Source organism: Sphingomonas sp. Leaf339 (assembly GCF_001426195.1).
Lineage (GTDB): Bacteria > Pseudomonadota > Alphaproteobacteria > Sphingomonadales > Sphingomonadaceae > Sphingomonas.
In genome coordinates, this window is sequence record NZ_LMRS01000001.1 from 20603 (window position 1) to 40176 (window position 19574).

Below are 19574 nucleotides of genomic sequence, written 5' to 3' on the forward strand. Positions count from 1 at the left end.
GCATCGCATGAAGATGGTTGTTCGGTCGATCCTGGGCGCGGCCCTGACGGCATCAATGCTCCCGGCCGCGCCGGTCGCGGCGCAGACCGCGGTGCCGGCGCATAGCTTTGCGGTCGGTGGGTCGCAGTTCCTGAAGGACGGCAAACCCTATCAGGTCATCTCCGCTGAGATGCACTACGTCCGGATACCGCGCGCCTATTGGCGCGATCGCCTGCGCAAGGCGCGGGCGATGGGGCTGAACACCATCACGACCTACGCCTTCTGGAACGCGCATGAACCGCGCCCCGGCGTGTATGATTTCACCGGCCAGAACGACATCGCCGGCTTCATCCGCGATGCGCAGGCGGAGGGGCTCGACGTCATCCTGCGACCCGGCCCTTATGTCTGTGCCGAATGGGAACTCGGCGGCTATCCATCCTGGCTGCTGAAGGATCGCGGTCTTCTGCTGCGATCGACCGACCCGACCTACACCGCCGCGGTCGAGCGTTGGATGGTTCGGCTGGGACAGGAGGTGAAGCCGCTGCTGCTGCGCAACGGCGGCCCGATCGTCGCGGTGCAGTTGGAGAACGAGTACGGCGCCTTCGGCGACGACAAGGCGTATTTGAAGGGACTGGAGGCCACCTATCGCCGTGCCGGCCTGGCCGACGGTGTGCTGTTCACGTCCAACCAGGCGGGCGATTTGGCCAAAGGCTCGCTGCCGCATCTGCCCTCGGTCGTGAATTTCGGATCAGGTGGCGCACCGAACGCAGTCGCCAAGCTGGAGGCGTTCCGGCCCAACGGCGTACGCATGGTCGGTGAATATTGGGCAGGGTGGTTCGACAAATGGGGTGAGGACCATCACGAAACCGATGGCCGCAAGGAAGCCGAGGAACTACGCTTCATGCTGAAACGCGGGTATTCGGTATCGCTGTACATGTTCCATGGCGGGACCACCTTCGGCTGGATGAACGGCGCCGATTCACATACCGGCACCGATTATCACCCCGACACGACAAGCTATGATTACGACGCCCCGCTCGATGAGGCAGGCAATCCGCGGTACAAATACGCGCTGCTCGCCTCAGTCATCGCCGAGGTCACGGGCAAACCTGCGGCGCCGGCCCCCGCACTAAGTGTCGCCGCGACATTCCCGGTGTCACAGATCCGGCGCAGCGCATCGCTCTGGGATAATCTGCCCGACCCGGTCCGCGCCCGACGCCCGATGACCTTCGAAGAACTCGAACAGAATTACGGCTACGTCCTCTATCGGGTGGCACTCGCCAAGGGGCAGGCGGGGCCGCTGATGCTCAAGGGCATGCACAGCTATGCGCAGGTCTATCTCGACCGCAAGCTGGTCGGCACGCTGGATCGCCGGCTGGGGCAGGAGACGGTCAACCTTCCGCAGCGGGATGGCCCCGTGACGCTCGACATCCTGGTCGAGAATACCGGGCGGGTGAATTACTCGCATGCGATCCGTACCGAACAGACGGGGCTGACCGGCGCGGTCACGCTAAACGGCCAGCCGCTGGAAGACTGGCGCATGTTCCGCCTGCCGATGAACGATCTGTCGACGCTGCGCCTGACAACAGCCCCCTGTGTCGGCCCCTGCTTCTACGAAACCGAGATGACGGTGGATCGGCCGGCGGACACGTATTTGGACATGCGCGGCCTGCATAAGGGGCAGCTATGGCTGGGCGAACATAATCTCGGCCGATTCTGGTCGATCGGGCCCGTCCATACGCTCTACACGCCGGCACCGTGGATGAAGCAAGGCGCCAACCGCATCCTGTTTTTCGACCTGACCGGCGATGCCACCGATCGCCTCACCACCGTTAACGCGCCGGTTTTCGGCAAGGTCACCAAGATCCGCGAGGCGCAGTAGGCGCGTCTATTTCCGCTTGCAGGGAAAGGCGCGGCGCAGCGCGTCGCGGATGACGAACGACGGTGCAACGCTGGTCTTTTTGGCCTGTTTGCGCAGATATTTGCGCGCGACGGCGGCAACCTCGATATTCGAGGAACGGGCGGTCGATGGGCAGATCTGGCGGGACAGCGACAGGGCGTCGAACACCCCAATGATATAGCCAGTACAGAAGTTCGAGGTGGGATCGGTATCCTTGCCCCGGCAATACTCGACCAGCTGGCCGGTCGTCAGCGAGCTGACCACCACCGGTCGATCCGCCGCGGCCAATATCGCGAGCATGAACATCATCATCGTGGTTCCTTCGAGTGACGACGGCTTCGCACGCCGGCGCCGGTCCTATCCCGACGCAGCGGTGAGATAGGGCAACATCCGCAACCGGGGAAACACGTCGTCGAGCGACCGGGTGTCCGGCAGGATATAGACCACGCCGCCCCGTTTCTGGAACAGCGGGCGAAGCGTCTTGGCGTAGAAGCTGGTGCCGACGTTGATGCAGCCGAAGGTGATCCGGTTGTCGTCCGGCGCCGGCGACGCCAGCCGCACCAGCCGCTGTTCTTTCTTCTTCGTGTTGATGACCGCGTGAAGCGCGACCGAATTGACGTAGTCCACCCAGAGCACGCGCTGGCGGCCAAAGGCTCTCCCGAATTTGGCGACGTACCGGCCCGCCGGTGTCGTCCGTTCGGCGGGGCCGATCTCCGACAGGCTCTTGGCCCCTACGCCGGGGGACGAGTCATCACCCACGCCGACACCGATCAGCACCGGCGTCTGGCCGAGCGGTTTGCCCTTCGCATCGAACAGGAAAAGCGATGCGGTCTGCTTGTCGATGACCGCATAGGGAAGATTACCGTTGTCCCGCGCGGCCGCAACCCAAGTGGTCAGGCGGACGGTCGATGGTGACGGCGACAACTCGATCGTCGGCTCGATCAGTTTTTCGGAAACCAGCTTCGCCGGCACATGGGCCACATCCTTGCGATCGCGAGGATGTGGCCCTGCGGCGGCCGGCAACACGAGCGCCGCAAACAGCGCGGGGACCAACCCCGCACGGCAGGCGATGTGAAACAATCTGATCGTCACAATGGCCTTGTTCAGCGGAATGGTCCGTTGATGCAAGCGCGTCGCGCAATGATGCGCTTAGCCGCGTGGCTTGCGCTGCTGGCGCTGCAACTGCTGCTGCATCTGCTGATCGAGGCCATCGACGCGGCCGTTGATCTGGTCGATGCGCTGGGCGTTCTGCTGTGCCTGGCCGGCCGCGGCCTGTGCCTGGGTGAGCGCCTGGCCCGACGTGCCCTCGACCTTGCGCAGCCGTCCGTCCATGCCGTCGATGCGCGAGTTCACCGTCGCGATCTGCTCCCGGACGAACCCCTTCGTGGCGCAGCCGCCCAGCGCGGTCGAGCCGATCAGGATCATCACGACGGCCGAATATTTCGGAAGAACTGAACGCATATATTTACCTCTCCAATTTGGTCATGCCAGTCAGGACAGGCTTGTGTTCAGCTGACAATCGCTATCGGTCGAGACGTGTGGGTTATGCGGCGAAACTATAACGCCATCGATCGATCGCTTACGGACACCTACTATCTGATGTTTTCCGACAGCTCATCAGAGAGCTGCGCTTTGCTGCTGCGAAGTGTCGATATACTTATCTAATGTTATCTTGCAGCATGGACACGATCTTTGATTTTGGTCAACCAATCGCCAAGCTGGATTCCCCGAATAATCCCCGACAGGGACAAAGCCGTCGGAATTCTGAAATGGACAACCATGCGAGCGTCGACCGTCCTCGCGGTCTGGTCGGCGGCGCTGTTTCTACATCTCTGCGGATGACTCCGGCGTGGTCGATTGCCGACGGTTCGACCCGACAGCGTATCAATACGCTCGTATAGCGCGGTCCAGTCCTGGCGGGTGCCGTCCGGGCTGGCCGTGTAGCGGCTGGGATGAAGGCTTCCGTCGATCGACGACAGCATCAGGCAGATCACCCGCGGTTTCACGACCGCACTTCGCCCTCGTAATCGGCGTCGGACACCTGTTCCAGCCAATCGACCACCTTGCCGTCCTTCATCTCGGCGATGGCGATGTGGCTCATCGCATTGTCCGGGGCGGCGCCGTGCCAGTGCTTCTCGCCGGGCGCGAAGAATACGATGTCGCCTGGTCGCACCTCCTCGATCGAGCCGCCCTCGCGCTGCACCCGGCCCAGACCAAAGGTGATGATGATCGTCTGGCCCAGCGGATGGGTATGCCATGCCGTCCGGGCGCCGGGTTCGAACGTAACGGTCGTCCCGCTCAGATTGCCGCTGCCGGCAAAGGGAGCGTCGGTGCGGACGGTGCCGGTGAAATAGTCCGCCGGTCCCTTACCCGATGGCCGTGACCCGCTGCGCATGATGTCCATGATCGTCTCCTGTCGTTGTCCGGCATATGGGTTGGAAGGTAGAGCGCGATTAGGCGTTGGAAGTTGCATGGACTCATGACTAGGCTTCATCGATGAAACGCGATGATCTGGTCGACCTGAACGCCTTCATGGCGGTCGCGGCGGAGAAGAGTTTCACGCGCGCCGCAGCGGAGCTCGGCACCTCGCAATCGGCGCTCAGCCACACCCTGCGCCGGCTGGAGACGCGGCTCGGCGTCCGGTTGCTGACCCGCACCACGCGCAGCGTGTCGGCGACTGCGGCGGGCGAGCGATTGCTCGCCACGCTCGGGCCGGCGATGGACATGATCGAGGGAGAGCTGGCATCGCTCGGCGAGCTGCGCGACAAGCCCGGCGGCGCCATCCGGCATGACCACCTCCGATCATGCCGCGAAGACGGTCTTTTGGCCGGTGCTGGAACGCTTCTTGCCCGATTATCCTGATATCCGTGTCGAGCTGAGCATCGATTCCAGCTTCGCCGATATTGTCACCGACCAGTTCGATGCCGGCGTGCGGCTGGGTGAGGCGCTGGCCAAGGACATGATCGCGACGCGGATCGGCCCGGACTTGCGCATGGCGGTGATCGGTTCGCCCGATTATTTCGCACGCTATCCTGCCCCCATGATACCGCAGGATCTGGCGCGGCACAATTGCATCAACCTGCGCATGATGACCTCTGGCAGCCTGTACGCCTGGGAACTGGAGAAGGACGGCCGCGAGATACGCGTGCGCGTCGACGGGCAGATCATCTGCAATGACACCAGGTCGATCGTGCGCGCCGCGACCGCCGGTCTGGGCCTCGCCTTCCTGATGGAAAGCTCGGTGGGCGAGCCGCTGGCGGATAGTCGGCTGGTCCGGGTGCTGGAGGATTGGTCGCCGTCCTTTCCGGGCTATCACCTCTATTATACCAGCCGTCGCCAGCCATCGGCGGCGTTCGCGCTGCTGGTCGATGCTCTGCGTTACCGGCCATGATCGTCGCGGCGTTGATCACCCAGGCGCTCGGCGCACCGGCGGCAGGCGCGACCGATCGACCGGCATGGCCCGCCGACACGCTGGCGATGCCGGTGTACCGTGAGATCGGTGACTGGGTACTTGGCTGCGACAACACCCGCCGATGTGCCGCGCGCTACGTGTTCGACGAGACGAGCGGGGCGTCGGCCGGAGATGGCGACCCCATCGGCCTGACGATCGCGCGGGCCGGTCGCGACGGTGCGTTCACCGTGGAGATCGTCGCGCCATCGCCGTTCGACCCCGGTGCGATCCGGATCGATGGGAAGGCCTTTGCCGGCGCTGGTTGGGTGCGGTCGGCCGATCGCACCGAAGCGCGCCTGGCCGGGGCGGCCGCTACCCGCTTTGTTCGCGTGATCGTCGATGCGCAGCGGCTGGTGCTGGCCGAGGGGATGACCATTTCGCTGAAGGGACTGGCTGCGATCCGCCTCGCGATGGACGAGGCGCAGCGCGGCGGCGGCGTGCTGCCCGATCCGGTCGTCCAGGTCCGACCCGCCGGCCCCTTGCCGGGCGCGGTGGCATTGGCTGCGCGGGTGCGGCGCGCTCAGGCGGCGCTGCTGAGGCGACATGACTGCGATCTGGCGTCGGGGCAGGATGACGAGGCCGCCGCGCTCGACGCGAAGATCGCGATCGTGCTGATCGGGTGTGGTCGCTTCGCCTACCAGACCTCTTCCATCGTTTTCCGCGTCGATCGCCAGGCGCCATATGCCGCCACGCCGCTGATCCTGCCGCCACCTCCGATCGGCGAACAGAGCGACGATCCAAACACCGCGGGCGAATATGTCAGCCCGGTCTTCGATCGCGCTACGGCAACGCTGACCGAGTTGTCCAAAGGGCGTGGTTGGGCCGATTGTGGATCGACCACGTCATGGACATTCGACGGCACCGGGTTCCGCCTGTCGGCGTTCGACTGGCAACGTCGCTGCGGTGGATTGCCCGGCGCATGGTCGGCGATCTATCGGAGCGAAATCCGCCCGCTGCGCTGAACGATCGGCCCGATTGCGGGCCTGACCAAGCAGCTATGCGCCATGTTATTGATGCAGCGGCCAATATCTTAAGTATAGATAAAGCGCGTGCGCTGTCATATGTCAATATTATGATTCCTCGGTGGCTGAAGTATAACAAATGGAAGTAAGTAGATGACCGATATCATCGTCGCGCTGTCTAAACAGCAGAATGAGAATGTGTTAGAAACGACTGTCGAGTCGGAAAACAGTATCGAGGGCGTACTTAGACGTTTCGATGCCAAAATGGTATCGAGCGATCAGGAATCTGGCGGCACCGCTTATTATCGGATCGCGGATGTTGCCCCCGACAGAGTCGATCAGTTGCTTGGGGAATTGCGAAATATCGCCGGATTAGAGGCTGCTTACGTCAAGCCGGCTGACGAACTGCCATAGGGGGAGCGCCGCCTTGCGTCGCGTCCCGTCAACAGGGGATGAGGAATGGCGCAGAAACCGAACAAGCAGGCCCGCAACGGTAACGGCGACGAACGCGACGGTAACGGGGGCGGCGGCGGGGGCAGCACCGCCGCCCCGCCCGCCGCGCCGCCGGAGCTGGTGGTCGTCACTCATGTAGAAAACGCGCTGCGCGCCTCCGCCGGCCGCTTCGAGGCGATGTCCGGCGCGCCCACCAACGATCTCGCCACGATCCTGGCCGATCACGGCGCCGCGATGCGGCCGCTGTTCGGCGCGACCGAAGAGCGCGTCGCCGCCTTCTCCTCGCTGTCGAACAGCATGGTCGCCGACGCATCGGGCGAACCCGTCGACATGACGAGTTTCTACGCGATCGATGCGGCGCCCGAAAATATGGAATCGCTGCGCGCGGATTTGCAATCGCACGATCTGGTCGACGGCGCCTATATCAAGCCCGGCGCGGAGCCGGCCGCTTTTCTGAACGACATGGCGCCCGTCGCCGACGAGGCGCCCCCCGCCTCGCCCGATTTCGGATCGCGGCAGGGGTATCTGGAGGCGGCACCCGGCGGCGTCGAGGCGCGGTGGGCGTGGACGCAGGCGGGCGGCCGCGGCAACACGATCCGCATCATCGATGTCGAGGGCGCATGGCGCTTCACGCACGAGGATCTGACGGTCAATCAGGGCGGCGTCGTCGGCGGGACGATGTCGACCGACATCGGCTGGCGCAATCACGGCACCGCGGTGCTCGGTGAATTCAGCGGTGACCTCAACGCGATCGGTATCACCGGCATCGCGTCGAACGCGGTCGTCAGCGCGATCTCGATCTTCGGTGGACCCGGCTCGTCCGGCGCGATCAACGCCGCCGCCGCGCGACTGGGTGCGGGCGACGTGATCCTGATCGAACTTCATCGGCCGGGACCGCGCTTCGCCTTCGCCAACCGTCCCGACCAGCGCGGGTATATCGCGGTCGAATGGTGGCCCGACGATTTCGTGGCGATCCGCAACGCGGTCAATCGCGGGATCATCGTGGTCGAGGCGGGCGGCAACGGCGCCGAAAATCTGGACGATCCAGTGTATCAGACGGCGGCGTCCGGATTTCCCGCCGGCTGGACCAATCCGTTCCGTCGCGCCAACCGCGATTCCGGTGCGATCATGGTCGGGGCAGGGGCCCCGCCGCCGGGAACACACGGGCGCAACCACGGCGCCGACCGTTCGCGGCTCGACTTCTCGAACTTCGGCGCGTTGTTCGATACGCAAGGGTGGGGACGCGAGGTGACGACCGCCGGCTATGGCGATCTGCAGGGCGGCACCAACGAAGACCTTTGGTACACCGACACCTTCTCCGGCACGTCCAGCGCCTCGCCGATCATCGTCGGCGTCGCCGCGTCGTTGCAGGGGATGGCCCGCGCGCGCGGGCAGGCGGTGCTGACGCCCGCGAAGTTCCGCGCCTGCCTTCGCTCGACCGGCTCGCCGCAACAGGACGAACCGGGGCGCCCCGCGACGCAACGGATCGGCGCCCGCCCCAATCTGCGCCAGCTCGCCACCTGCGCGTTCGGCAAAGGCGCATTCAAGGAGATCAAGGAGGGTAAGGAATTCGTCAAGGAGCAGAAGGAGGCGGTCAAGGAACTGAAGGACGCCCGGAAGGAGACGAAGGAAGCGAAGGAACTCCGGAAGGATGCCGTCAAGGAAGTGAAGGAAATCCGCAAGGAGCAGATCAAGGAACTGAAGGAACGACCCGACAAGCAGATCAAGGAAAAGGACAAGGACAAGGAAGCGTTCGAGGGCGGCGGCGGAATCCGCGATCAGGTGATCCAGCCCGGCAATCTCGGCGAACTAGCGCCCGCGACCAGTGTCGAGGGGCGGCTGGCCGCGATCGAGAATGCGATCGACAGCCTGGTCCACTTCATCGGCACCGATCTGCGTCCCGACCTGTCCGCTTCGGCGCTCGGCCAGCAGGCACAGGGTCTGACCCAGGAGGACGAACAGTCCAAACAGTGGAAGGACCAGAAGGACAACGAGGGATACTGATCGTGCCGGTCACCACGGGGGCGTTCCCTCCCATCGCCTCCGTGGTGGCACCTGTCGGGGTTCGCGACCAGACGATTGTCACGGCGTGATCCTGATTATCGCCCGCCCGGATGATGTCGCCGCCCTGTGGCTGCACGCCGCGATCCGGGCATTCGTCACGGTGCCGGTGCGGCTGCTGACCCCGGCCGCTTTGGTCTATACCCCCTCGATCGTCCACCGGATGGCCACGGGGTCGACCGACTGGCGCGTGTCGCTCCGCGACGACACGTCGATCGGCTGCACCGACGTGACCGGCATCGTGAACCGTCTGACGGCGGCGCCCAACGATCACTTCGCCCGCGCGGGCGCAGGTGAGCGTGCCTATGCCGAAAGCGAGCTTCACGCCTTTCTGCTCGGCTGGCTGGGATCGATGAACTGTCCCGTTTTGAACCCGCCGGCGCCCGAGGGTCTTGCCGGGGTCTGGCACGATGTCGTCGGCGCATGGCAACGGGCGACGATGGCGGGGTTCGCCTGTGACCCGGTCGACCTGTCGCCGGATCGGCCGTTGCCCACGCTGCCGCAGCTTCGATCCTCTGCAATCGATGAGGGGACGACGCATTTCGTCCTCGACGATCAGGTGATCGGCCCCCACCTATCGAGGACAGACCGCGATGCCATGCTCCATCTCGCGCGTTCATGGGGCACCCGCCTGATCCAGATCGACACCCGCGACGATGCCGGCCGCCCCACCTTCGTCACCGCGACCAGCCTGCCGCATTATCCGATGGGCGGCGGGTTGCTGGTACGGGCGATGGCCAGGGCACTGACGGCATGACGCGGCCATGATCCTGATCGCCGGCATCCCCGACGAATCCCCCGTCGCCCTGGCGATCGAGGCGGCGGAGGTTGCTGGGATCGCGCATGTCGTGCTCGACCAGCGCGATCATCTGGCGATCGACCTGCGACTGACGCTGGACCCGGTCGGTGGTTGGCGGGGGTATCTTGACGCGCCGGCCGGCCGTACCGATCTCGCCGACATCCGCGGCGTGTATGTCCGCCTGATGGACGAACGCTTCCTGCCCGATGTGGTCGATCTGCCCGCCGATGCCCCCGCGCGCCTGCGGTCGGGACGACTGCACCAATTGCTGCACGACTGGCTGAACGTCGCGCCGATCCGCGTCGCCAGCCGCCCGCGCGCGATGCTGTCGAACATGTCGAAGACCTATCAGGCGGGCATCATCCGCCGCTGCGGCTTCGCTATTCCAGATACGATCGTCACCAACGATCCGGCGGCGGCGCGCGCGTTCGTCGAGGAATGCGCGGCGGATGGGGATGAGGTGATCTACAAATCGGTCAGCGGCACTCGTTCGATCGTGCAGACCTTCGCGCCCGGCGATCACGACCGGCTGGGTCATATCTGCTGGTGCCCCACCCAGTTCCAGCGCCGCGTCCGTGGACCCGACATGCGCGTCCATGTGGTCGGCACGCGGACCTTTGCCACCGCCATCGCCAGCGAGGCGACGGATTACCGCTATGCCCAGCGTCAGTCGGGTGCGGATGCCGATCTGACCGCCGCTACCCTAGATCCGGCGCTGCACCGCGCCTGCGTGGCCTTGTCGGCAGAACTCGATCTGCCGTTCACCGGTATCGACCTGCGCCATGCGCCGTCGGGTGAGACGATCTGTTTCGAGGCGAATCCCTGTCCTGCCTATAGCTATTATCAGTCGCGTACCGGCGCGCCGATCGCGGACGCGCTCGTCCGCTGGCTGGCCGGCATCGATTGATCGCCGATCTGGCGATCTCGTCCGTCATCGTTATGGAGGCGGCGATGATCGACAGGGCCGACTGCTCATGAGCAATGGATGGGACAAGGCACAGGTGCGCCCGTTGCTGCCCATCGACGACGCCTCGGCTGACCGCGCCCGACTGCGCGCCGAGGAACGCGCCGGGGAACGGGAACGTCGCGCCCACGAACGGCTGGACGCCACGCAAGACCGCAGCGACCGACGAGCGTCGGAACGCGAGCAGGCCGCCCGCGATCGCGAACAGGCCCGCGAACAGCGCCGCCTTGAGGAAGCTGGCCGGATCGAGGCGCGCAGCACCGATCGCACCGAACAGGCCGCCGCGCAGGAGGAACGACCCAAACGTCGCCGATCGGGCGCGCTGGCGCGCACGGGCGAAGTGCAGCGCGAACGCGATACGCGCCATTACCAGACCGTCGTCGATACCGGCCGCGTCCGCGAACTCGCCCGGCGCGGCGCGTCGATCTCTGGCCTCGCCGGCGCCTTCGGTATCTCGACCGATGAAGTGGCCGCGATCCTCGCCGACGATGGCGCGGACGGAGAACCGGCATGACGACGCGACTGAAAATCTATTTCGATGGTGGCTATCGGCCCGGCGGCGGCGGGATGGAAACCGCCGTCGTGGTCCGGGGGCAGGCGCATATTCAACCCGATCTGGGGGAGGGGACCAGCGTGACGGCGGAGTGGCTCGCGCTCCTGCAGGCGCTCCGCCTAGTCCAGGCGCTGGGCGAGACGAACGTCGTCCTGCTTGGCGATGCCGTCGCGGTCATCGATCGCGCGAATGGCGTCCTGAAGGCGCGGGGGGCGTGCCTGCCGCATCTCGCCGCCGTGCGCGATCTGACCGCTGCGCTCGGCTCGCCTATGATCCGCTACGTCAAGCGGGCACAGAACCTTGCCGGGATCGCTCTGTCCCGCCGGCATCCGCGATAGGGTGCGGTCGATCGATACCCTCTACAGCTTCCGCCGATGCCCCTATGCCATGCGCGCGCGCCTCGCCCTGCTGGTCGGCGGGGTACCGTTCGCCATCCGCGAGGTGACGTTGCGGCACAAGCCGGCCGCGATGATCGCGATCTCGCACAAGGCGACGGTGCCCGTCCTCCTGTGCGCCGATGGCCGGGTGATCGACGAGAGCATCGATATCATGCGCTGGTCGCTCGGGCGCAGCGATCCAGAACACTGGCTGGGCGGCGACGATGCGGTGCTGATCGACCTGTTCGATGACCGGTTCAAACATCATCTCGATCGCTACAAATACGCCGATCGTCATGGCGCCGACCCTCTCGATCATCGCGCTGCCGGTCTTGTCCTGCTGACCGTGCTGGAGGATCGCCTGTCGATTACCACGAACCTGTGCCGTGCCACGCGGTCGCTGGCCGACATCGCGATCATGCCGTTCGTCCGCCAGTTCGCCGCGGTCGATCCGGACTGGTTCGACGCGCAGCCCGTCCCGCAGGTTCGGCGGTGGCTCGCCGATCACATCGCCTCGCCGCTGTTCGGCCGGGCGATGGAACGACTGACCCCGTGGCGGCCGGATGATCCCGTCACGCTGTGGCCGTGAACCGATCCATCGTTATAGCCGTGCTGAACAGCCACCAGGAACGACACCCTATGATGGACCGGGCATGACGGACTGGACGATCGGGATCATCGGCGGATCGGGCCTCTATGCGATCGACGCGCTGGAGGATGCGGCATGGCGTGATGTCGAGACGCCGTGGGGCGCGCCATCGGACCAGATCCTGTTCGGCCGGATCGGCGACGTCCACCTCCGCTTCCTGCCTCGCCACGGCCGCGGTCATCGCATGCCGCCGTCGGAGGTGAACGCCCGCGCCAACATCGATGCGCTGAAGCGAGCAGGGTGTACTGACCTGCTCGCCGTATCGTCGATCGGATCGTTGCGTGAGGAACTGGAGCCGGGCCGCTTTGTCGTCGTCGACCAGTTCATCGATCGTACCGTCGGTCGTCCCGCCAGCTTCTTCGGCACCGGGCTGGTCGCGCATGTCTCGATGGCGGAACCGGTCTGCCCGCGCCTGTCGGCCTTCGCGGCGGAGGCGATCAAGGCGGCCGGCGGCACGATGGCCAAGGACGCGACCTATCTGGCGATGGAGGGGCCGCAATTCTCCACCCGCGCCGAAAGCATGATGTACCGGCAATGGGGCGCCGACGTCATCGGCATGACCGCGATGCCCGAAGCGCGCCTCGCTCGCGAGGCGGAGCTGCCATACGCACTGGTCGGTATGGTCACCGATTACGATTGCTGGCGCGAGGAAGCCGAGTTTGTGGAAGTGAGCGAGGTGATCGAACAGATGACGGTGAATGGCACGATCGCCCGCCGCCTGATCGAAACCTTCGCCCGCGCCCTGCCAGCCGGGCGAACCGCATCGCCGCTGGACCGGGTGCTCGACCATGCGATCATCACACCGTCAACGGCGCGCGATCCCGTCTTGGCAGCGAAGCTGGACGCGGTGGCCGGACGAGTGCTCCGCCCGTGACGTCAGCGGACGGGTGAGCGCGGCTCGTCTGCCGCCAGCGCTTCGGCCAGCATCGCCCGGATCGCCTTCAGCGCTGCCTCGATCTCGCTGATGGCGGCGGCATCGCCCGCGTCGATTTCTACCGGCGCAGCCACCGCCACCACCTCCGCCGGCTCCGTTTCGGCGGCGAGCAATTTCTGCACGCCCCGGATCGTATAGCCTTCATGGTTCAGCAGCCGGTCGATCCGGCGCACCAGTGCGGCATCCTCGGGCCGGTAATAGCGCCGGTTGCCGGCCCGCTGCATCGGCTTGAGCGAGGGGAAACGCGTTTCCCAATATCGCAGCACATGATGCGGCAGGCCGGTTTCGGCGGACAGTTCGCCGATCGTCCGCAAGGCTCCGTTCGCCTTCGGCGTCGGCGTCGTCATGGCGATCAGCCGGTCGCCTCGGCCGCGACGATGCGGTCGCGCATCATCTGGCTGGCGCGGAACGTCAGCACGCGGCGGGGTGCGATCGGCACCTCGACGCCGGTCTTGGGATTGCGGCCGACCCGCTCGCCCTTGTCGCGCAGGACGAAGGTGCCGAAACCAGAAATTTTGACGTTTTCGCCGTTCGACAGCGCCGTGCACATTTCGACCAGGATCTGTTCGACGATCTTGGACGATTCGGCGCGGCTCAGCCCCACTTCGCGGTGAAGCGCTTCGGCTAGGTCGGCGCGAGTCAGCGTTCCGGCATCGGTCATGTCATATCCCCTTGGGATCGGGAGACTACACAAGCCGCCGCCTGATCGAAAGAGGGCTTTGCGAGTGATTGTCGTTTCGTAACCGAAATCACCCGGAAAAGGGCTGATTTCGTCGTTATCAAAAGCGAATGACGGCCGCGCCCCAGGTAAAGCCGCCGCCCATCGCTTCCAGCACGATGATATCGTCCTGCTTCACACGGCCATCGCGCACGGCAGTATCAAGCGCCAACGGCACCGAAGCGGCCGACGTGTTGGCGTGCTGGTCCACCGTCACCACCACCCGGTCGGGGTCCAGTCCCAGCTTGCGCGCGGTCGCATCCAGGATACGGGCATTTGCCTGATGCGGCACGACCCAGTCGACATCGGCCGACTTGATCCCCGCGATCGCCAGCGTCTCGGTCATCACTGCGGCCAGATTGGTCACCGCGTGTCGAAACACCTCGCGCCCCTTCATCCGCAGCTTGCCGACCGTGCCTGTCGTGGACACGCCGCCATCGACGTAAAGCAGGCCGTTGTGCCGCCCATCCGCGTGCAGCTTCGTCGCCAGGATGCCGCGTCCGTCCGCCTCGACGCTCTCCTGCGCCTCCAGCACGATCGCGCCGGCGCCGTCGCCGAACAGCACGCAGGTGGTGCGATCCTCCCAGTCGAGCAGGCGGCTGAACGTCTCCGCACCAATCACCAGCGCGCGCCGGTACACACCGCCACGGATCATCGAATCGGCGACCTGCACCGCATAGAGGAAGCCCGAACACACCGCCGCCACGTCGAAAGCGACGCAATCGTCGATGCCCAGCATCGCCTGCACCTTGGTGGCGGTGGCGGGAAAGGTCTGGTCCGGGGTCGCGGTCGCCAGCACGATCAGGTCGATCTGGTCCGCCTGCAGCCCAGCCGCCGCGATCGCCGCAATCGATGCATCACGGGCCAGCGTCGCGGTCGTCTCGTCCGGGCCGGCGAGATGACGGAACCGGATGCCGGTGCGCTCGACGATCCATTCGTCGCTGGTATCGACCTGCTCCGCCAGTTCGGCGTTCGACACCCGCCGTGCTGGCAGGGCGGAGCCCGTGCCCGTCACCACCGCGCGGATCATGTCGTGGCCTTTTCGACGGCGGTCGGCTGGTGATCCAGCCCCAGGTCCTCGGCAATCCGGCGCGTCAGGTCGTTGCGCACCATCTTGGCGGCATTGCCGATCGCGGTCGCCACGCCCAGCTCGTTGGCGCTGCCATGGCTCTTCACGACGATGCCCTTCAGGCCCAGAAAGACCGCGCCATTGTGGTTGTTGGGGTCGAGGTGATCGCGCAACAACTGCGTCGCCGGACGAGAGATCAGGAAGCCGATTTTCGACCGGGTCGAGCTGGTAAAGGCACGCTTCAACAGATCGGCGACGAATCGCGCGGTTCCCTCGGCAGTCTTCAGCGCGATGTTGCCGGCAAAACCGTCGCACACGATCACGTCGTGATTGCCGCGCGCCAGCTTGTCGCCCTCGACGAAGCCGGTGAACGCGAGCGGCAGATGCGTCGCCGCGCGCAGTTCGCTGGCCGCCGCGCGGATTTCTTCGGTACCCTTCTGATCCTCGGACCCGATGTTCAGCAGCGCCACACGCGGTCGCTCCAGATCGAGCGTGGTGCGTGCATAGGCAGCACCCATCACCGCGAACTGGACGAGGTTGCGCACATCGCACTCGGTGTTTGCACCCAGGTCGAGCATCACCACGTCGTTGTCACCTAGCGTGGGCAGCGGCGCGGCGAGCGCTGGCCGATCAATGCCCGGCAACATGCGCAGCGACAGTTTCGCCATCGCCATCAGCGCGCCGGTATTGCCCGACGACACGGCGGCATGCGCTCGACCCTTTTTGACCAGGTCGATCGCGATACCCATCGATGTCGTCTTGGCACGACGCATCGCCTGGCCGGGCTTCTCGCTCGACCCGACGACTTCGGGGGCATGGATGATCTCGGAATGCGCGCTTAGATTGGGATGGCTTGTCAGCTCAGCCCGAATCGCCTGCTCGTCACCGACCAGCAGGAAATGCATCGAGAACTGATCCTCGTACCGGCGCCGCGCACGCGCAACCCCGGCGAGCATCACTGCCAGCCCTTCATCACCGCCCATCGCGTCGATGGCGATGCAGGGCTGGTCCGTCATCAGCGTATGTCCGTTCGGTGTGGCTTACGCCTCGACCGACACGACCTCACGGCCGTTGTAATGGCCGCACGACGTGCACAGGATGTGCGGACGCTTCAGCTCACCACAATTCGGGCACTCCTGGAATGCCGCGACGGTCAGCGAATCGTGACCGCGACGCATGCCGCGCTTGGAGGGCGAAGTCTTTCTTTTGGGGACGGCCATTGCGGCACCTTATGGTCTTGAATCAGTTGAAGGATGCGACGCGAAATGCTGCCCGACCCATAAGGCCGCGCGTACATTCCGGACGCATCGCGAAGCGTGGCGCTATAGCGATTTCGGCTCATGTTGCAAGCACGTGACCGCGGTGGCACGGGATGTTCGTCAAAGGAGCGTCCATGATCCGTCCCGCCGCTATCGCCAGCCTGCTATCCCTGCCGCTCCTGCTGGGGGCGGCCGTGCCCGCCGATCTGATCTCGCCCGAACGGCTGTCCGCTGACGTAAAGGTGCTCGCCTCCAACGATTTCGGTGGCCGCGCGCCCGGTACGCCGGGCGAAACAAAGACTATCGACTGGCTGATCGCGCAGTTCAAGGCCGCTGGCCTGCAGCCCGGTGGTCGCGCCGGCAGCTGGACGCAGGACGTGCCGCTGATTCGCACGCAACTGGGGACCGGCACCGTCTCCGCGAACGGCGCAGCGCTCGTGCAGGGCCGCGACGTGTACCTCAGCACCGTCCGCCCCGTCGCCCGCGCGCAGATGGCGGCCGCGCCGATGGTCTTCGTCGGCTACGGCGTCAGCGCGCCGGAGCGTGGCTGGGACGATTTCAAGGGTGTCGACCTGAAGGGCAAGGTCGCCGTCTTCCTGGTCAACGATCCCGATTTCGACGCGGCGGCGGGCGAGCCGGTGGCGGGCAAGTTCGGCAACCGGCGCATGACCTATTACGGCCGCTGGACCTATAAGTTCGAGGAAGCGGCTCGCCGCGGCGCGATCGCCGCGCTGATCGTCCACGACACGCCCGGCGCCGGTTATGGCTGGAACACCGTCACCGCACCCGCTGGCGAGAATTACGATGTAGCCAAGCCGCCCGCCCCGCGCGTAATGCTGCAGGGGTGGCTGGAAGGAGCCGCGGCGACCCGGATGTTCGCCGCCGCCGGTCTCGATCTCGCGCAACAGCGAATCGCCGCCCGTCGCGCCGATTTCCGTCCCGTACCGCTGGCGGGTGCCGGCTTCGCCGCCGACCTGCCCGTCACCTTCACGCGCGCGACCAGCCGCAACGTGCTGGCCAAGCTACCTGGCACTACCCGAGCGGACGAGGTTGTGATGTACGGGGCGCATTGGGACGCTTACGGAGAGGGTGCGCCGGACGCGCAGGGCCGCCGCATCCGCCCCGGCGCCAATGACGACGCGCTCGGCACCGCCGGCGTCCTCGCCATTGCCCGTGTCGCCGCCAAGGCCCCGCGCACGCCCCGCACCCAGGTCTTCGCGCTATGGACGGGCGAGGAGCGCGGGTTGCTCGGCTCCGAAACCTATGCCGCCGATCCCGTCTATCCGGCCGCCAAGACGGTCGCGAACCTGACGCTCGACATCCTCCAGACCGCCGGCCCCGCCCGCGATGTGATGCTGGTCGGCGATGGCCAGAACGCGCTGGAGGACATGCTCGCCACCGCCGCCACCGCCCAGGGGCGCACGGTGACGCCGGAGGCGCTGCCCGAACGCGGCCTGTTCTATCGCGCCGACCATTTCTCGGTCGCGCGCCGCGGCGTACCGACGCTGTTGCTGATGGCGATCAGCGGCGCACCCGATCTCGTCACCGGCGGGCGTACTGCGGGGCAGGCGTGGCTGGACGGCTATATGCGCTGCTATCACCAGACCTGCGACGCGTGGAGCGCCGACTGGGACCTGCGCGGCGCGGCGGCGGATGTCGACCTGCTCCGCTCGATCGGCGCGACGCTGGCGAACAGCACGATGTGGCCAGAGTGGCGTGACACCTCGGAATTCAAGGCGATTCGCGCCAAGACAGCCAGCGCGCGCCGCTAACAAAAGGGCCCCTCCCGCTCGCCGGGAGGGGCACGGGGTGGGCCTGACCGCAAACTCAGCGGCTCACCACCGCAGTGCCGCATCCCCCACGAACGGGTTCGTCCGCCGTTCATGCTCGAATGTGCTCGGCTGGCCATGCCCCGGAATAAACGTCACATCACCCAGCAGCCATAGCTTCTGCGTCACCGACGTCACCAGATCGTCGAAGCTGCCCAGCGGGAAGTCGGTCCGCCCGATCGATCCCTGAAACAGCACGTCGCCGACCTGCGCGAACTGCGACGGTGCATGGTGGAAGATCACATGGCCTGGCGTGTGTCCCGGCGTCAGATACACATCCAGCGTCAAGTCGCCGACCGTCACCGTGTCGCCGTCGTCCAGCCAGCGATCGGGCTCGAACACCACGCCCCGGATGCCGTAATTGCGGCCATCCTCGTCCAGCCGCGCCAGCCAGAACCGGTCCGCTTCATGCGGCCCCTCGATCGGCACGCCCAGCTCCTCGGCCAGCGGCTTCGCCTCGCCGGCATGGTCGATGTGGCCATGGGTCAGCAGGATCTTCTCCACCATTACCCCCGCCTCGGCGATGGCGGCATGGATGCGGGGCAGGTCGCCGCCCGGATCGATCACCGCCGCCTTCATCGTCGCGGTGCACCAGAGGAGCGTGCAATTCTGCTGCAGCGGCGTCACCGGCACGATCACGGCGCGTAGGGGAGGGTTGGTGCTCATGCCGCCTGTCTGCGCGGGCCAGCGAGGGCGGTCAACGCCGTCACCACAACACGCCCTTGTCAGGCGTTATCGGGGCCGGTGCCTCGTCGCCGATCGATTGCAGCAGATCGATCTCGATCGTGCGGCACATCGCCGACAGCGGCACGTCATGAACCGTATTGGCGAACGGATCGACCAGATCGTCACCGATCTGCAGCACGGCCAGGAACATCAAGCCGGCGATCGTCGATCCCAGCGGCGTGGCATAACCCAGCGACTCCACCAGTCCGATCGGCAACAGGATGCAGAACAGATGCGTGAACAGCGTCGGGAAGAACCGATACTGGTTGGGCAGCGGCGTGTTCTTGATCCGCTCCATCCCGCCTTGCGCGTTGGCAATATCGACTAGCACCGCCTCCATCTGCGTCTGCTGGATGGTGTCGATCCAGCCCTTGCGCTGGGCATCGGCGATACGGCGGCCGGTGCCGTCGAGCAGGCCGTTGGCGGCATTGACCCGTTTCAGGGCTGGTTCCGCTTCCCCATGCGACAAGAAGCGCAGAACCTCGGCGTCACGATCCTGCTTGCGCAGTTGACACCGCAGCGCGTTCACATACGCGATCTGGCGCAGCACGATGGTCCGTTTCAGGTCATGGGCGTCAGGATCGGGCAGGAAATTGCGGGTCGCGCGCGACAGGCTGCGCGACGCATTGATCATCGCCCCCCACAGGGTCCGACCCTCCCACCAACGCTCATACGCTGAGTTGTCGCGAAACCCGAGGAACAGCGCGAGCGCGGTGCCGAACAGCGGCAGCGGCAGCGTCGGCGCCTTGAACGGCAGGACGAAATACGCGACCGTTACAATCACATCCCACACGAACAGGATGATGAGCGGCTTCCAGACTTCGGACACGATCCGGCCAAGGCGGGGGGTGGCAGCGACGATCAACAGGCGATTCCCTTTGTTGCAGGTGC

Annotated in this window: 23 protein-coding genes and 1 pseudogene; 12 read left to right on the plus strand and 12 right to left on the minus strand. The window is 65.7% G+C overall.

The window, feature by feature from the left end; all coding sequences use genetic code 11:
- Window positions 1-7: 7 nt before the first annotated feature.
- A complete protein-coding gene (locus ASG67_RS00085; RefSeq protein WP_056523611.1) occupies window positions 8-1861 on the plus strand; it encodes a glycoside hydrolase family 35 protein in 1854 nt (617 codons plus the stop codon).
- A 6-nt stretch (window positions 1862-1867) separates the two neighbouring features.
- On the opposite strand, the gene ASG67_RS00090 is transcribed toward ASG67_RS00085, so the two are convergent.
- The 5 genes from ASG67_RS00090 to ASG67_RS00105 form a co-directional block, all read right to left on the minus strand.
- A complete protein-coding gene (locus ASG67_RS00090; RefSeq protein ID WP_156460584.1) occupies window positions 1868-2191 on the minus strand; it encodes a Rap1a/Tai family immunity protein in 324 nt (107 codons plus the stop codon).
- A gap of 45 nt (window positions 2192-2236) precedes the next feature.
- Window positions 2237-2971 (minus strand): hypothetical protein, encoded by a 735-nt coding sequence (locus tag ASG67_RS00095; protein ID WP_056526089.1) that lies wholly within the window; start codon window positions 2969-2971, stop codon window positions 2237-2239.
- A gap of 57 nt (window positions 2972-3028) precedes the next feature.
- Complete coding sequence (locus ASG67_RS00100; RefSeq protein WP_056526092.1) at window positions 3029-3304, minus strand: hypothetical protein; 276 nt, start codon at window positions 3302-3304, stop codon at window positions 3029-3031.
- Between the two features lie 242 nt (window positions 3305-3546).
- The gene (locus ASG67_RS19135) at window positions 3547-3885 is read right to left on the minus strand and encodes a hypothetical protein (RefSeq protein ID WP_082543210.1); all 339 of its coding nucleotides are present in this window, start codon (window positions 3883-3885) and stop codon (window positions 3547-3549) included.
- Window positions 3882-4283 (minus strand): cupin domain-containing protein, encoded by a 402-nt coding sequence (locus ASG67_RS00105; protein ID WP_056523614.1) that lies wholly within the window; start codon window positions 4281-4283, stop codon window positions 3882-3884. Before ASG67_RS00105 ends, ASG67_RS19135 begins: the two co-directional genes overlap by 4 nt.
- A gap of 92 nt (window positions 4284-4375) precedes the next feature.
- Here ASG67_RS00105 and ASG67_RS00110 point away from each other — a divergent pair.
- From ASG67_RS00110 to mtnP, 10 genes and pseudogenes are all read left to right on the plus strand, one after another.
- Window positions 4376-5270: pseudogene (locus ASG67_RS00110) on the plus strand (LysR family transcriptional regulator).
- Window positions 5267-6292, plus strand: a complete 1026-nt coding sequence (locus tag ASG67_RS00115) for a DUF1176 domain-containing protein (RefSeq protein ID WP_056523617.1) — start codon at window positions 5267-5269, stop codon at window positions 6290-6292. The pseudogene ASG67_RS00110 and the gene ASG67_RS00115 overlap by 4 nt, the downstream one beginning before the upstream one ends.
- Window positions 6293-6445: 153 nt before the next feature.
- On the plus strand, window positions 6446-6706 hold the full coding sequence (locus ASG67_RS00120; protein WP_056523620.1) for a hypothetical protein: 261 nt from the start codon (window positions 6446-6448) through the stop codon (window positions 6704-6706).
- Between the two features lie 45 nt (window positions 6707-6751).
- Entirely contained in the window at window positions 6752-8749 is a 1998-nt protein-coding gene (locus ASG67_RS00125) for a S8 family serine peptidase (protein WP_056523623.1), read from the plus strand.
- 85 nt (window positions 8750-8834) lie between these two features.
- Window positions 8835-9563 (plus strand): hypothetical protein, encoded by a 729-nt coding sequence (locus ASG67_RS00130; RefSeq protein ID WP_056523626.1) that lies wholly within the window; start codon window positions 8835-8837, stop codon window positions 9561-9563.
- Between the two features lie 7 nt (window positions 9564-9570).
- Window positions 9571-10512 (plus strand): hypothetical protein, encoded by a 942-nt coding sequence (locus ASG67_RS00135; protein WP_056523629.1) that lies wholly within the window; start codon window positions 9571-9573, stop codon window positions 10510-10512.
- A gap of 67 nt (window positions 10513-10579) precedes the next feature.
- Window positions 10580-11083: a hypothetical protein gene (locus ASG67_RS00140; protein ID WP_082543211.1), complete on the plus strand. Its 504-nt coding sequence runs from the start codon at window positions 10580-10582 to the stop codon at window positions 11081-11083.
- The gene (locus ASG67_RS00145; RefSeq protein ID WP_056523634.1) at window positions 11080-11460 is read left to right on the plus strand and encodes a reverse transcriptase-like protein; all 381 of its coding nucleotides are present in this window, start codon (window positions 11080-11082) and stop codon (window positions 11458-11460) included. Before ASG67_RS00140 ends, ASG67_RS00145 begins: the two co-directional genes overlap by 4 nt.
- A complete protein-coding gene (locus ASG67_RS00150) occupies window positions 11423-12088 on the plus strand; it encodes a glutathione S-transferase (protein WP_268796267.1) in 666 nt (221 codons plus the stop codon). The genes ASG67_RS00145 and ASG67_RS00150 overlap by 38 nt, the downstream gene beginning before the upstream one ends.
- A 64-nt stretch (window positions 12089-12152) precedes the next feature.
- Window positions 12153-13022 (plus strand): S-methyl-5'-thioadenosine phosphorylase, encoded by an 870-nt coding sequence (gene mtnP / locus ASG67_RS00155; protein ID WP_056523639.1) that lies wholly within the window; start codon window positions 12153-12155, stop codon window positions 13020-13022.
- A gap of 2 nt (window positions 13023-13024) precedes the next feature.
- Here mtnP and ASG67_RS00160 read toward each other — a convergent pair whose 3' ends face one another.
- From ASG67_RS00160 to rpmF, 5 genes are all read right to left on the minus strand, one after another.
- Window positions 13025-13429 (minus strand): MerR family transcriptional regulator, encoded by a 405-nt coding sequence (locus tag ASG67_RS00160; protein ID WP_056523642.1) that lies wholly within the window; start codon window positions 13427-13429, stop codon window positions 13025-13027.
- Window positions 13430-13434: 5 nt separating this feature from the next.
- Window positions 13435-13743, minus strand: coding sequence for an integration host factor subunit alpha (locus tag ASG67_RS00165; protein ID WP_056523644.1), 309 nt, complete (start codon window positions 13741-13743; stop codon window positions 13435-13437).
- Window positions 13744-13861: 118 nt separating this feature from the next.
- Window positions 13862-14830 carry a beta-ketoacyl-ACP synthase III gene (locus ASG67_RS00170; protein WP_056523647.1) on the minus strand — a complete coding sequence of 323 codons (969 nt, stop codon included), beginning with the start codon at window positions 14828-14830 and terminating at the stop codon, window positions 13862-13864.
- A complete protein-coding gene (plsX, locus tag ASG67_RS00175) occupies window positions 14827-15885 on the minus strand; it encodes a phosphate acyltransferase PlsX (protein WP_056523651.1) in 1059 nt (352 codons plus the stop codon). Before plsX ends, ASG67_RS00170 begins: the two co-directional genes overlap by 4 nt.
- A gap of 24 nt (window positions 15886-15909) precedes the next feature.
- Window positions 15910-16089, minus strand: coding sequence for a 50S ribosomal protein L32 (gene rpmF, locus ASG67_RS00180; RefSeq protein ID WP_056523654.1), 180 nt, complete (start codon window positions 16087-16089; stop codon window positions 15910-15912).
- A 173-nt stretch (window positions 16090-16262) separates the two neighbouring features.
- Here rpmF and ASG67_RS00185 point away from each other — a divergent pair, with 173 nt between their 5' ends.
- The gene (locus ASG67_RS00185; protein ID WP_056523656.1) at window positions 16263-17900 is read left to right on the plus strand and encodes a M28 family peptidase; all 1638 of its coding nucleotides are present in this window, start codon (window positions 16263-16265) and stop codon (window positions 17898-17900) included.
- Window positions 17901-17963: 63 nt separating this feature from the next.
- On the opposite strand, the gene ASG67_RS00190 is transcribed toward ASG67_RS00185, so the two are convergent.
- Both ASG67_RS00190 and ASG67_RS00195 read right to left on the minus strand, forming a co-directional pair.
- Window positions 17964-18623: an MBL fold metallo-hydrolase gene (locus ASG67_RS00190; protein ID WP_056523660.1), complete on the minus strand. Its 660-nt coding sequence runs from the start codon at window positions 18621-18623 to the stop codon at window positions 17964-17966.
- Window positions 18624-18663: 40 nt separating this feature from the next.
- Complete coding sequence (locus ASG67_RS00195) at window positions 18664-19548, minus strand: bestrophin family protein (RefSeq protein ID WP_056523663.1); 885 nt, start codon at window positions 19546-19548, stop codon at window positions 18664-18666.
- Between the last annotated feature and the right edge of the window lie 26 nt (window positions 19549-19574).

What these genes read in the sequence shown, in the direction of transcription:
- ASG67_RS00145 (WP_056523634.1), top strand. Translation starts at nt 11,080, where the DNA reads ATGACGACGCGACTGAAAATCTATTTCGATGGTGGCTATCGGCCCGGC.
- ASG67_RS00115 (WP_056523617.1), top strand. Translation starts at nt 5,267, where the DNA reads ATGATCGTCGCGGCGTTGATCACCCAGGCGCTCGGCGCACCGGCGGCA.
- mtnP (WP_056523639.1), top strand. Translation starts at nt 12,153, where the DNA reads ATGACGGACTGGACGATCGGGATCATCGGCGGATCGGGCCTCTATGCG.
- ASG67_RS00185 (WP_056523656.1), top strand. Translation starts at nt 16,263, where the DNA reads ATGATCCGTCCCGCCGCTATCGCCAGCCTGCTATCCCTGCCGCTCCTG.
- ASG67_RS00160 (WP_056523642.1), bottom strand. Translation starts at nt 13,429, where the DNA reads ATGACGACGCCGACGCCGAAGGCGAACGGAGCCTTGCGGACGATCGGC.
- ASG67_RS00085 (WP_056523611.1), top strand. Translation starts at nt 8, where the DNA reads ATGAAGATGGTTGTTCGGTCGATCCTGGGCGCGGCCCTGACGGCATCA.
- ASG67_RS00090 (WP_156460584.1), bottom strand. Translation starts at nt 2,191, where the DNA reads ATGATGATGTTCATGCTCGCGATATTGGCCGCGGCGGATCGACCGGTG.
- ASG67_RS00140 (WP_082543211.1), top strand. Translation starts at nt 10,580, where the DNA reads ATGAGCAATGGATGGGACAAGGCACAGGTGCGCCCGTTGCTGCCCATC.
- ASG67_RS00190 (WP_056523660.1), bottom strand. Translation starts at nt 18,623, where the DNA reads ATGAGCACCAACCCTCCCCTACGCGCCGTGATCGTGCCGGTGACGCCG.
- ASG67_RS00165 (WP_056523644.1), bottom strand. Translation starts at nt 13,743, where the DNA reads ATGACCGATGCCGGAACGCTGACTCGCGCCGACCTAGCCGAAGCGCTT.
- ASG67_RS00125 (WP_056523623.1), top strand. Translation starts at nt 6,752, where the DNA reads ATGGCGCAGAAACCGAACAAGCAGGCCCGCAACGGTAACGGCGACGAA.
- ASG67_RS00120 (WP_056523620.1), top strand. Translation starts at nt 6,446, where the DNA reads ATGACCGATATCATCGTCGCGCTGTCTAAACAGCAGAATGAGAATGTG.
- ASG67_RS00100 (WP_056526092.1), bottom strand. Translation starts at nt 3,304, where the DNA reads ATGATCCTGATCGGCTCGACCGCGCTGGGCGGCTGCGCCACGAAGGGG.
- ASG67_RS00170 (WP_056523647.1), bottom strand. Translation starts at nt 14,830, where the DNA reads ATGATCCGCGCGGTGGTGACGGGCACGGGCTCCGCCCTGCCAGCACGG.
- ASG67_RS00105 (WP_056523614.1), bottom strand. Translation starts at nt 4,283, where the DNA reads ATGGACATCATGCGCAGCGGGTCACGGCCATCGGGTAAGGGACCGGCG.
- rpmF (WP_056523654.1), bottom strand. Translation starts at nt 16,089, where the DNA reads ATGGCCGTCCCCAAAAGAAAGACTTCGCCCTCCAAGCGCGGCATGCGT.
- plsX (WP_056523651.1), bottom strand. Translation starts at nt 15,885, where the DNA reads ATGACGGACCAGCCCTGCATCGCCATCGACGCGATGGGCGGTGATGAA.
- ASG67_RS00135 (WP_056523629.1), top strand. Translation starts at nt 9,571, where the DNA reads ATGATCCTGATCGCCGGCATCCCCGACGAATCCCCCGTCGCCCTGGCG.